Genomic DNA, 12,378 nt, shown 5'->3' with positions numbered 1-12,378 from the left:
TGGTAATCATTAAGAAAGAGAGTTGTGGCGATTAGACAAAATCAGCTATGCTATGCAAGACTTAATTTCATAATAGCGGTTACCCTCCGGTAGCCATTAATTCACCATAGGATTATCGGTGCCATGCAAGAACAATATCGTCCCGAAGATATAGAGCAAACTATCCAGGAATACTGGGAAAAGAACGACACATTTAAAGTGACAGAAGATAATAACAAAGAAAAATATTACTGCCTGTCTATGCTACCTTATCCTTCTGGCCGACTTCACATGGGACACGTTCGCAATTACACCATTGGTGACGTGATTTCCCGTTATCAACGTATGCTAGGTAAAAACGTCCTACAACCCATTGGTTGGGATGCATTTGGTTTACCCGCAGAAGGTGCAGCAGTAAAAAACAACACGGCACCCGCTCCGTGGACTTATGAAAATATCGATTACATGAAAAACCAGTTAAAAAAACTGGGTTTTGGTTATGACTGGGATCGTGAAGTAACGACCTGTACGCCTGAATATTATCGTTGGGAACAGTGGTTTTTTACTAAGTTATATGAAAAAGGCTTAGTTTATAAAAAAACGTCGGCGGTTAACTGGTGTCCTCATGATTTAACGGTATTAGCTAACGAGCAAGTTATCGATGGCTGCTGTTGGCGTTGCGATACCCCAGTAGAGCGTAAAGAAATTCCACAGTGGTTTATTAAAATCACTGAATATGCAGAAGAACTGTTAAACGATTTAGATACGTTAGATGAGTGGCCTGAACAAGTTAAGACCATGCAACGTAACTGGATTGGTCGTTCTGAAGGTGTAGAAATCACTTTTGATGTTGCAGATAGCAACGACAAAATGACGGTCTATACAACTCGCCCAGATACCTTTATGGGTGTGACTTACGTTGCTGTTGCAGCGGGTCACCCGTTAGCGCAAAAAGCCGCTGAAAATAACCCAGCAATTCAAGACTTCATTGATGAATGCCGTAACATGAAAATGGCAGAAGCCGAAATGGCAACAATGGAGAAAAAAGGTATGGCAACGGGTATGTATGCCATCCACCCATTAACGAAAGAGAAAGTCGCTATTTGGGTTGCTAACTTTGTATTAATGGAATACGGCACAGGTGCTGTGATGGCAGTTCCAGGTCATGACGAACGTGACTGGGAATTTGCTAATAAATACGATTTACCAATTAAAGCCGTTATTGCAGATGCGCAAGGTAATCAACCTGATTTATCAGCAGGTGCATTTACTGAAAAAAATAGCCTGATTAATTCTGGTGAGTTCACAGGACTTGATAATCAAGCAGGCTTTAATGCTATCGCTGACAAATTAGCCCAAATGGGTGTCGGTGAGCGTAAAATAAATTATCGTTTACGTGACTGGGGTGTTTCTCGTCAACGTTACTGGGGTGCGCCAATCCCTATGGCAACCTTAGAAGATGGTACTGTTGTTCCTGTTCCTGATGATCAACTGCCGGTTATTCTGCCAGAAGATGTCAAAATGGATGGGATCACAAGCCCAATTAAGGCTGATCCTGAGTGGGCAAAAACAACCATTAATGGTCAACCTGCACTGCGTGAAACCGATACTTTCGACACCTTTATGGAGTCTTCTTGGTATTATGCACGTTATACTTGCCCTGACTACGATAAAGGCATGTTAGATCCTAAAGCTGCTAACTATTGGTTACCTGTTGACTGGTATATTGGTGGTATCGAACACGCTATTATGCACCTGATGTATTTCCGCTTCTTCCATAAGCTAATGCGAGATGCTGGTCTGGTTGATTCTGATGAACCAGCAAAACGCTTACTGTGCCAAGGCATGGTATTAGCAGATGCGTTTTATCACACCGGTGAAGACGGCGCTCGTCATTGGGTATCGCCAGCAGAAGCTATTGTTGAACGTGATGAGAAAAACCGCATCATCAAAGCAACAGATAGCGAAGGTCATGAACTGGTTTATGCTGGCATGAGCAAAATGTCTAAATCCAAAAATAACGGTATCGACCCACAAACTATGGTTGAACGTTATGGTGCTGACACAGTACGTCTGTTTATGATGTTTGCTGCTCCACCAGAATTAACACTGGAATGGCAAGAGTCTAGCGTTGAAGGGGCTAACCGTTTCTTACGCCGTCTGTGGCGTTTAGTGCATGAACATACGCAAAAAGGCGCGACTCAAGCACTGGATATCACAACATTAACGGAAGAACAGAAAGATTTACGTCGTGATCTGCACAAAACCATAGCTAAAGTTTCTGACGATATCGGTCGTCGATTAGCATTTAATACCGCGATTGCTGCAATCATGGAGTTAATGAATAAGCTGACTCGCGCTTCACAAGAAACCGAGCAAGATCGTGCATTAATGCAAGAGGCGTTAGAAGCCATTGTTCGTCTGCTTTCACCAATTATTCCTCATGCTTGCTTTGTTATGTGGCAATCATTAGGTGGTAAACAAGACGTTGATGTTGCACCATGGCCTGTCGCAGATGAAGAAGCAATGGTTGATGACACTAAACTTATTATTGTTCAAGTGAATGGTAAAGTGCGTGGTCGTGTCACGGTTCCTGCTAATGCAGAAAAAGAATATGTTCAGGAAATGGCAACAAAAGAGTACAGTGTTGCTAAATATCTGGAAGAAGTGACTGTTCGTAAAGTCATTTATGTTCCTGGTAAATTACTGAACATCGTTGTTGGCTGATAAGGAGGCCTAGTGCGATATCTATTTTCGCTATTTTTCGGGTTGGCGGTGTTAATCACCGCTGGCTGTGGTTTTCATTTACAAGGGAAAACACAGGTTCCACCTGAATTAAAAACACTTTATCTGAGCTCTAGTGACCCTTATGGGCCTTTGTCTCGTGTAATGCGTCAACAATTAAGATTAAGTGGCGTTCAGCTAGTTGAAAATCCAACAACTGATATCCCAATTTTAAAAATTATTGGCTCTTCAGAGAGTAAGGAAACTGTTTCTGTTTACCAAGATGGTAAAACTGCAGAACGTCAGTTAACTTTCACACTGAATGCACAAGTTATTATACCTGACGGCACTATTTACCCTATTTCGTCCCAAGTATCACGTCCCTTCTTTGATAACCCATTGGAAGCATTAGCAAAAGATGCTGAAAATGACATTATCAAGCAAGAAATGCGTGAACAAGCGGCGGCGATATTAGTGCGTAAATTATTGGTTGTTCACAATGCTGAACGTCAAAAGGCGTCAGAAGCCGCTCAGGCGAAACAGATAATCTCACCAGCCAAATGATCCGTCTATATCCAGAACAACTGAACGCGCAGCTCCAAGAGGGGCTGCGCCAAAGTTACCTACTCTGGGGTAACGAACCTTTGTTACTCCAAGAGTCTCAAGATGCCATCGTATCTGTTGCTAAAACACAAGGATTTGCTGAGCATTATCAGTTTTCCCTTGATAACAATACTGATTGGAATGAAATCTACTCACTTTGTCAGTCATTAAGCCTTTTCTCTCAAAGACAATCTATTTTGCTTCATTTGCCTGAAAATGGTCCTAATGCGGCAATGTCAGAGAAACTGTCACACTTAGCTCAAGAGTTGCATCAAGATTTATTGCTCATTTTACGTGGACATAAACTCACTAAAGCACAAGAAAATAGTGATTGGTTTAAAGCCTTAAGCCAACAAGGGACTTATGTCACATGTATCACACCTGAACTTGATAAATTACCACAGTGGGTTGCTCGCAGAGCAAAACAGAAAGGGTTAACGCTAGATGAGCAAGGTAATCAATTACTCTGCTACTGCTATGAGGGAAATCTATTAGCACTATCACAAGCAGTAGAGCGTCTTTCACTGCTTTACCCTGATGGCAAACTCTCGTTACCGCGTATTGAAGCCGCAGTAAATGATGCATCACATTTTTCGCCCTATCATTGGGTTGATGCATTATTAGCCGGAAAAGCACAACGTGCTTGGCATATTTTACAACAGCTTAAAAGAGAAGATGTTGAACCTGTTATTTTGCTAAGAACAGTACAGCGTGAATTAATGCAGTTAATTACACTACAGCGTGAACAAAAAAAAGCACCGATAAAATCAGTATTTGATCAACACCGAATTTGGCAAAATCGACGCCCGATATTCAGTGCTGCATTACAACGGCTCTCAGAATATCAATTACTCACAGCAATACGCTTATTAACAAGTATCGAAATTACTATTAAACAAGATTATGGACAAACTGTCTGGCATGATTTAACTGCGCTTGGGTTATTGCTGTGTGGAAAGGTATTACCAGAAGGATTTGTCAGTGATGTCTAACCGCAATAATAAATTACCTTTAATTAATCAAGCCATCGCTTTATATGGCGGTACTTTTGATCCGATCCATTATGGGCATTTACGTCCTGTAGAAGCACTTTCCGGATTAATTGGTTTAAAAGAAGTTATTTGGTTACCTAATAATATTCCGCCTCATCGTCCACAACCTGAAGCATCGTCACAACAACGCCTTGAGATGGTTCGTCTCGCGCTACACCCTTTTTCTTCATTTAAAGTTGATACACGCGAGCTTGAGAAACCAACACCCTCTTATACTATCGAGACATTACGTGACTTTCGCCAAGAGATAGGCGCTAAACAGCCATTGGCATTTATTATTGGACAAGATTCATTATTATCAATCAACACATGGCATCAGTGGGAAAACTTACTTGATGTCTGCCACTTATTGGTTTGCGCTCGCCCTGGCTATCAAACTCACTTTGAAACACCACAAATGCAAACTTGGCTAGAACAACACCAAACTTTTCAACAAGAAGATATTCACTGTTTACCTGCGGGTAAAATCTTACTTGCGGACACCCCACTCTATAATATTTCTGCAACAGATATTCGAGCTCGCCATAAAGCAGGCGTAGACTGCCGTGATCTATTACCTGATGCTGTTGAAAATTATATTCATCAACAAGGGTTATATCAGTAAGCTATTTTTATCATCAAAGCTGCTCTCTTAAATAGTCAAAACTGGCAGGATAAGGTGAGAAATAGCGCTGCTGGATTAGATAGCTATCAGAATAAATAACTAAACAATCTTTCATACGTAAACATGGAACAGATAAAGGCACAATACCTTGACGATAACGCAAAATATCTTGTGTCAGTTGCTGTTTTTGTTCCGTATTTAAAGCGCGCTTAAAATAGCCTGCCATATGCATGAGTGCATTTGTATGCCCCTCTCGGCTTGGTGCGACAGCTAATGCACTCATCAGTCCGGTTTGATAATGATAAGCAAATTCATCTAATGGTAAAGTATCAGGGATATTTGCCATATAACGCCCTAACTCTCGATAAGCCACTTGAGAATAAGCCATCAGTAAATATTTATATCGGCTATGAAATTGAATAAGCGCCTTTTTACTCATAAAAAGAGTGACTTGCTGATGATAATCAATTAACGCAAAGAATTGGGTAAGAAAATGGTCAAGTGCTCTCGGTTGTGCAAGTTGTTCAAACGTTAATTGTAATGTTCCTTGCTCTAGTACTGATTGCAATTTCACGTTTTTTTCTTCAAAACAGCGCACTAAGAGTATATTTTTTGTTTCGTTGCCTTTAACTTGCTCTATTTCAATATTTTCACGATGAAGTAACGCACAAAATTGATGTAATTTTTCATGTAACAACTTATTGTTATTACTTTCTATTTCTGAAGAAAGCTCGAGGTAATAATATTTTTCTTTCATTCATCGTTTTCTCTTAGTAAAAATATCTGTATTACGTCGTATAATGTGCAATCAGTGATGTAATAACAGCGTTATAAGGTGTTTCACGAACATTGACAGACGAGGTTTTGCTGTTATTCTCACCCTCAGCGACCGTGAAGGGAACTGTAAAGTAAAACTGTCGTCTAACTGGAAAGTTCTTATCTGCCAGCTTTTTATTATTTATTATGGCGCAATAAATAGGCATATATAAACTTTTCTAAATCAATCATCGAAAAACAGGAAAACCTGATGTGTGTTCTTGTTATCGATAACTGGAATTAATCATCGAGTAAAATAGATTTATTGGTATAAATTCCTTTAAAATAGCGCTTTATTATTTTCTCGATTGAGTTAACTAAATAGAAAAAGGTGACCCTTTTGCAAGGCACAGAATTACAGCAATTTATTATTGATAAACTTGAGAATTCTAAAGCTCAAGATATTATTGCATTGGATGTCCGCGGAAAATCAAGTGTAACTGATTACATGATTATTTGTACTGGTACCTCAAATCGCCATTTGATGTCTGTCGCTGATAATCTGGTTGATGATTGCCGCGAAGCCGGATTACAACCTTTAGGTGTTGAAGGACAAGGTATTTCAGATTGGATTGTTGTTGACCTTGGTGAAGCCATGGTTCACGTAATGCAAGAAGATAGCCGCCGCATGTACGAACTCGAAAAACTCTGGAGCTGAGTTTGAAATTACAGCTCATTGCCGTTGGTACAAAAATGCCGGACTGGATCCAGACCGGCTTTATGGATTATTTCAACCGTTTTCCCAAAGATATGCCATTGGAATTAATTGAAATTTCAGCGGGTAAACGTGGAAAAAATGCTGATATCAAACGCATTCTTGAAAAAGAAGGCGAACAGATGCTGGCAGCGGTAGGTAAAGGTAACCGTATTGTCACTCTCGATATTCCTGGCGCTCGTTGGGATACACCAAAGTTAGCAGAACAGCTTGAGCACTGGAAGCTTGATGGTAGAAACGTCAGTTTATTAATTGGTGGCCCTGAAGGGTTAGCGCCTGCTTGCAAAGAAGCTGCACATCAAAGCTGGTCTTTATCTCCATTAACGATGCCACATCCTCTTGTTCGTGTAGTGGTTGCAGAAAGCCTTTACCGAGCATGGAGCATTACCACAAATCATCCTTATCATCGGGAATAATAAATTGGCGGGTAAGTAAGTGAAATCAACTAATGGGATGAAGAAAAGAAAGCGCACCCCGTTTCGAGATTATACTGCGGAATCAAAACTGTTTATCCGCCGTGTTATCGTCGCGTTTTCAGTCATTATTGTATTAAGTGGCATTCTGGTTTTTAACCTCTACCACATACAAATTGCTCGCCATGATGATTATCAAACACGTTCAAATGATAACCGGATCAAACTGGTACCGATCCCACCCAGTCGAGGCATTATTTACGACCGTAAAGGCGTACCTCTTGCACTAAATCGGACTATATACCAATTAGAAATTGTGCCTGAAAAAGTCGCCAATCTACAAGAGACATTAGATAGTCTAAGAGACGTCATCGACTTAACTGATGAAGATATCGCCGCATTTGAAAAAGAGCGTAAACGCTCGCGCCGATTTAGCTCTATTGCGCTAAAAACAGCCCTTAGCCAAGTACAAGTAGCGCGTTTTGCTATCAATCAGTATCGCTATCCTGGTTTAGAAATTAAAGGTTACCAACGTCGTTTTTATCCTTATGGTTCAGCATTAACCCATGTGATTGGTTATGTTGCCAAAATTAACGATAAAGACGTTGAACGCTTAGAAAAAGAGGGATTATACCCCAATTATGCCGCAACTCACGATATTGGTAAGTTAGGTATTGAACGTTACTACGAGTCTGTTTTACACGGAAAAACAGGCTATGAAGAGGTTGAAGTTAATAGCCGAGGTCGTGTTATTCGTCAATTGCATGAACAACCACCACAAGCAGGTAAAGATATTTACCTTACTATTGATCTTGAGCTACAAACCTATATTGAAACACTGCTTACAACCAGCCGCGCTGCGGTTGTTGTCACCGATCCCCGTAATGGCGAGATTTTAGCACTTGTTTCTAACCCAAGTTATGATGCAAACCTTTTTGTCGGTGGTATTTCCAACACTGAATATCAAGCCCTACTTAATAACCCTGATAGACCACTGATTAACCGAGCAACACAAGGGCTTTATCCACCCGCCTCAACCGTTAAGCCTTTTATGTCTGTTGCTGCATTAAGTGAAGGGGTAATTACAGCAAATACCACCATTCATGATCCCGGCTGGTGGCAATTACCTGGCTCTGAAAAACGTTATCGAGATTGGAAGCGTTGGGGACATGGCAAATTAAATGTGACCAAATCGATTATTGAATCGGCAGATACCTTCTTCTATCAGGTCGCTTACGACATGGGAATAGACCGCATTTCTACGTGGATGACCCGTTTTGGTTATGGTGAATACACAGGTATTGATTTATCTGAAGAACGCAACGGCATTATGCCAACGAGAGAGTGGAAACAGCAGCGCTATAAAAAACCTTGGTATCAAGGTGATACCATTCCCGTAGGTATTGGTCAAGGTTATTGGACCTCAACACCAATCCAGATGGCAAAAGCGCTCATGACACTCATTAACGATGGGCAAGTAAAAACACCTCACCTACTTTATGGCACAAAATTAGGTAATGAGATGTTACCTTATGTTGATACTGAAACACGCCAAATTGGTAATATTAACTCAGGTTATTGGGAGCTCGCCAAACATGGTATGTATGGTGTTGCCAATCTACCAAATGGTACAGCTCGTCGTAGTTTTGCTGATGCACCTTATAAAATTGCAGCCAAATCGGGTACTGCTCAGGTATTTAGTTATGAAACCTATAATGCTAGCCAATTAGCTGAACATCTACGTGACCACAAATTGATGATAGCCTTTGCACCTTATAATAAACCAACCGTTGCTGTGGCTATTATTTTAGAAAATGGAGGAGCGGGTCCTTCTGTGGGTGATATCACTCGTCAGATACTTGACCACATTTTACTGGGGGATAACAACACCGTATTGCCAATATCTCCACCTTCTCCACGTGGTTCAGAGGAATAATTATTATGACTGAAAATAACAAAAAGAAATCACTCTGGACTCGCTTACATATCGATCCCCTTTTTCTGCTTTGTATTATTGCCTTACTCGCCTATAGCGCATTTATTATGTGGAGTGCGAGTGGTCAAGATCCTGAAATGATGGAAAGAAAAATGGGGCAAATTGCAACGGGTTTTATGGTCATGATCGTTATGGCGCAAATTCCCCCTAGAGTCTATGAAAGCTGGGCACCCCACCTCTATTTTTTCTGTATTGTACTACTGATTTTTGTTGATGTTTTTGGGCACATCAGTAAAGGTGCTCAACGTTGGTTAGATTTAGGGATCATTCGTTTTCAACCTTCCGAAATTGCTAAAATCGCAGTGCCTCTAATGGTTGCTCGATTTATGAATAGAGATGTCTGCCCACCGACACTACGTAATACCACAATTGCATTAGTGATTATTTTTGTTCCTACTCTTTTAGTTGCCGCACAGCCCGATTTAGGGACTTCTATTTTAATTGCTGCATCAGGTATTTTTGTTATTTTCCTCGCTGGAATGAGCTGGCGTTTAATTACTGTTGCGGTACTGCTTATTGCTGCATTTATTCCTATACTCTGGTTTTTCCTGATGCATGATTACCAACGTACACGGGTAATGATGCTACTTGATCCTGAAACTGATCCGTTAGGCGCGGGATATCATATCATCCAATCTAAAATTGCTATTGGTTCTGGCGGATTACATGGAAAAGGTTGGTTACAAGGCACGCAATCTCAATTAGAATTCTTACCAGAGCGCCATACAGACTTTATTTTTGCAGTCTTGGCTGAAGAAGTAGGATTAATCGGTGTTCTGATACTGCTTACGCTCTATATACTCTTAATTGCGCGAGGTCTTTACCTTGCATCGAAAGCACAGAATACATTTGGTCGCGTTATGATTGGCGGGTTAATGCTAATCCTATTTGTTTATGTATTCGTTAATATAGGGATGGTCAGTGGGATCCTTCCTGTAGTAGGTGTGCCGTTACCTTTAGTGAGTTATGGAGGCTCTGCACTTATCGTCTTAATGGCAGGGTTCGGCATTGTAATGTCTATTCATACACACCGAAAACTATTATCAAAAAGTTTATAATGAGGTTTCTATGCGTTTGCAATGGGTTTTGATTGGTTTCAGTGCATTGCTACTGTCAGGGTGTGGTGTCGATAGACCCGTAAATAACAAGCAACCTACCCCCTTACCGAATGTCCCAGCTCAACGAGTCTTGGGTGCAGAGCCTCGCTATGAGCCTTACCACCCAACCGCAAATCAAGACTATCGGAAAAACGGTGTCGTTTATCATATCGTTCAAGATCCCGCAAATTTTAGCGAACGAGGACAAGCTATTGTCTATGATAGTTTAGCGATGAGTCGTTTAACGGCTATTGGTGAACGTATCAATCCTTATGAATTTGCCGCTGCGCATCCAACGTTACCCATTCCTAGTTATGTCAAAGTGACCAACTTAATGAATGGTCGCACAATGGTTGTGCGTATCAATGATCGTGGTCCTTATGTTGATAACAAACAGTTGCAAGTCACCCAAGCGGTTGCTGATAGCTTGCGCATAATGCCAACCACTCCATTACAGATTGAAGGTATTGTTGTTGATCAAAATGGCTATATGAGTGGTATCGGTACACATGGTGCTCAAATAGAGAAAAAAACAGCAGCCCTGCCTGAGCGTCCTAATTTAAGTACTTCATCGGCAACGACAGCGCCAATGCCTGTATCGCAGCCAACAACGCCATCAGTAACTATGGCTCCAGCTCCAGCTCCAGCTCCAGCTCCAGCTCCAGCTCCAGCTCCAGCTCCGCAGGCAGTATCCTCATCAACATCACTTGCGCAAGGTTACTATGTACAAGTTGGTGCATTAAGTAATGCCAATAATGCACAGTTTTGGCTAAATGATTTATCGTCTTCGTTGAATACTAAAGGTCTTATTATTACTGCTGATGGGTTACATAAAGTGCAGTTAGGTCCTTATTCATCAAAAGAACAAGCTGAAACAATAAAAAGTAAGCTTAAACAAATTAAAGATATTAATGCGTTTATCATTACCCAATAATGATAATATTCGTATTTAACTCTTTTTATATCAGCAAATTAAAGCGTAAACTCTTATAAGTTTGCTGATATTTTATTTATCGGTCTCTATTTTTCCCCTGAATTTCCGGAATAAACAAACAGAATGAAACAGATACTCCCAGCTAAATTACTAAGAACCAGCATACTCAGCACCACTTTTGCTTTACTGGCTTTTAGCCATAACAGCTTCGCTGATGATTCAATAAAAACAATGATACCTGCTGTTCCTAGTATCGAAGCCGAATCTTATATTCTTATCGATTATAATTCAGGGAAAGTACTGGCTGAAATGAACGCAGATGTTCGTCGTGATCCAGCAAGCTTAACCAAAATGATGACCAGCTATGTCATTGGACAATCTATTCGTGCTGGTAAAATTTCAAACAGCGACATTGTCCCCATTGGCGAAGAAGCGTGGGCAACAGGTAATCCTGTTTTTCGTGGTTCATCACTGATGTTTTTAAAACCAGGCGATCAAGTGAGTGTTGCTCAACTTACGCGTGGTATTAATCTGCAATCTGGTAATGATGCTTGTGTTGCAATGGCATCTTATGTCGCAGGTAGCCAAGATACCTTTGTCACAATGATGAATGACTACGTTAAACGTCTTGGTTTAAAAAACACTCAATTTCAAACGGTTCATGGGCTTGATGCTCCAGGTCAATACAGTACAGCTCGCGATATGGCACTAATTGGTGCTGCACTTATTCGTGATGTACCAGATGAATATGCTATCTATAAAGAAAAAGAGTATACCTATAATAATATTCGCCAAACTAACCGTAATGGTCTGTTATGGGATAGCAGCTTAAATGTTGATGGTATTAAAACGGGTCACACAGCATCGGCAGGTTATAACCTTGTCGCCTCAGCAACCGAAGGTGATATGCGTTTAATTTCTGTGGTAATGGGTGGACACTCATCTAAAGGCCGTGATACTGAAAGTAAGAAATTACTCACTTGGGGTTTTCGCTTTTTTGAAACGGTAAAACCACTACAAGTAGGTAAAGAGTTTGCGGCTGAACCTATTTGGTATGGCGAAACGGATAAAGTGCAGTTGGGTGTAGAAAAAGATGTTTATTTAACTATCCCTCGTGGTCGCTTAAAAGATTTAAAAGCAAGCTATATTCTTGAGAATATTGAACTTCATGCTCCTGTTGCTAAAAATCAAGTTGTTGGTGTAATTAATTTCCAACTTGATGGGCAAATTATTGAACAACGTCCATTAGTTGTTATGAATGAAGTGAAAGAAGGTGGCTTCTTCAGTCGCATTATTGACTATATCAAATTATTATTCTCTCACTGGTTTGGCTAAACCTTGAAATGGGTAAATCTGTCCATATATAACTAACATATAGATATTGGCTTAACGCTATTTACCTGTTTGATATTTACCCTAATAACACTATCGCATTCCTTATTCGC

At 40.5% G+C, this 12,378-nt stretch carries 11 protein-coding genes; 10 read left to right on the top strand and 1 reads right to left on the bottom strand.

Features of this window, described 5'->3' with window-relative positions; translation table 11 throughout:
• Positions 1-123 precede the first annotated feature (123 nt).
• From leuS to nadD, 4 genes are read left to right on the top strand one after another with little or no spacing between them, the layout of a single operon-like run.
• The gene (leuS, locus tag ABN099_RS16945; protein ID WP_349465511.1) at positions 124-2,706 is read left to right on the top strand and encodes a leucine--tRNA ligase; all 2,583 of its coding nucleotides are present in this window, start codon (positions 124-126) and stop codon (positions 2,704-2,706) included.
• 12 nt (positions 2,707-2,718) lie between these two features.
• Entirely contained in the window at positions 2,719-3,267 is a 549-nt protein-coding gene (gene lptE / locus ABN099_RS16940; protein WP_349465509.1) for an LPS assembly lipoprotein LptE, read from the top strand.
• Positions 3,264-4,298, top strand: coding sequence for a DNA polymerase III subunit delta (gene holA / locus ABN099_RS16935; RefSeq protein ID WP_349465507.1), 1,035 nt, complete (start codon positions 3,264-3,266; stop codon positions 4,296-4,298). The genes lptE and holA overlap by 4 nt, the downstream gene beginning before the upstream one ends.
• Positions 4,291-4,962, top strand: a complete 672-nt coding sequence (gene nadD / locus ABN099_RS16930) for a nicotinate-nucleotide adenylyltransferase (RefSeq protein WP_349465505.1) — start codon at positions 4,291-4,293, stop codon at positions 4,960-4,962. Before holA ends, nadD begins: the two co-directional genes overlap by 8 nt.
• A gap of 13 nt (positions 4,963-4,975) precedes the next feature.
• Here nadD and ABN099_RS16925 read toward each other — a convergent pair whose 3' ends face one another.
• Positions 4,976-5,719 (bottom strand): YbgA family protein, encoded by a 744-nt coding sequence (locus ABN099_RS16925; protein ID WP_349465503.1) that lies wholly within the window; start codon positions 5,717-5,719, stop codon positions 4,976-4,978.
• Between the two features lie 390 nt (positions 5,720-6,109).
• Between ABN099_RS16925 and rsfS the strand changes: the two genes are divergently transcribed.
• From rsfS to dacA, 6 genes are all read left to right on the top strand, one after another.
• Positions 6,110-6,436 (top strand): ribosome silencing factor, encoded by a 327-nt coding sequence (gene rsfS / locus ABN099_RS16920; RefSeq protein WP_349465501.1) that lies wholly within the window; start codon positions 6,110-6,112, stop codon positions 6,434-6,436.
• 2 nt (positions 6,437-6,438) lie between these two features.
• A complete protein-coding gene (gene rlmH / locus ABN099_RS16915) occupies positions 6,439-6,909 on the top strand; it encodes a 23S rRNA (pseudouridine(1915)-N(3))-methyltransferase RlmH (RefSeq protein ID WP_349465499.1) in 471 nt (156 codons plus the stop codon).
• Between the two features lie 37 nt (positions 6,910-6,946).
• Positions 6,947-8,842 carry a peptidoglycan DD-transpeptidase MrdA gene (gene mrdA / locus ABN099_RS16910; protein ID WP_349465647.1) on the top strand — a complete coding sequence of 632 codons (1,896 nt, stop codon included), beginning with the start codon at positions 6,947-6,949 and terminating at the stop codon, positions 8,840-8,842.
• A 5-nt stretch (positions 8,843-8,847) separates the two neighbouring features.
• Positions 8,848-9,960, top strand: a complete 1,113-nt coding sequence (gene mrdB / locus ABN099_RS16905) for a peptidoglycan glycosyltransferase MrdB (RefSeq protein WP_349465497.1) — start codon at positions 8,848-8,850, stop codon at positions 9,958-9,960.
• 10 nt (positions 9,961-9,970) lie between these two features.
• Positions 9,971-10,933: an endolytic peptidoglycan transglycosylase RlpA gene (gene rlpA / locus ABN099_RS16900; protein ID WP_349465495.1), complete on the top strand. Its 963-nt coding sequence runs from the start codon at positions 9,971-9,973 to the stop codon at positions 10,931-10,933.
• Between the two features lie 123 nt (positions 10,934-11,056).
• The gene (gene dacA / locus ABN099_RS16895) at positions 11,057-12,268 is read left to right on the top strand and encodes a D-alanyl-D-alanine carboxypeptidase DacA (protein WP_349465493.1); all 1,212 of its coding nucleotides are present in this window, start codon (positions 11,057-11,059) and stop codon (positions 12,266-12,268) included.
• Positions 12,269-12,378: the final 110 nt, after the last annotated feature.

It is taken from the genome of Proteus hauseri (genome assembly GCF_040139125.1).
Classification (GTDB): Bacteria; Pseudomonadota; Gammaproteobacteria; order Enterobacterales; family Enterobacteriaceae; genus Proteus; species Proteus hauseri_B.
The sequence above is the reverse complement of the archived record's forward strand: the minus strand, read 5'-3'. Positions and strand labels throughout refer to the sequence as shown.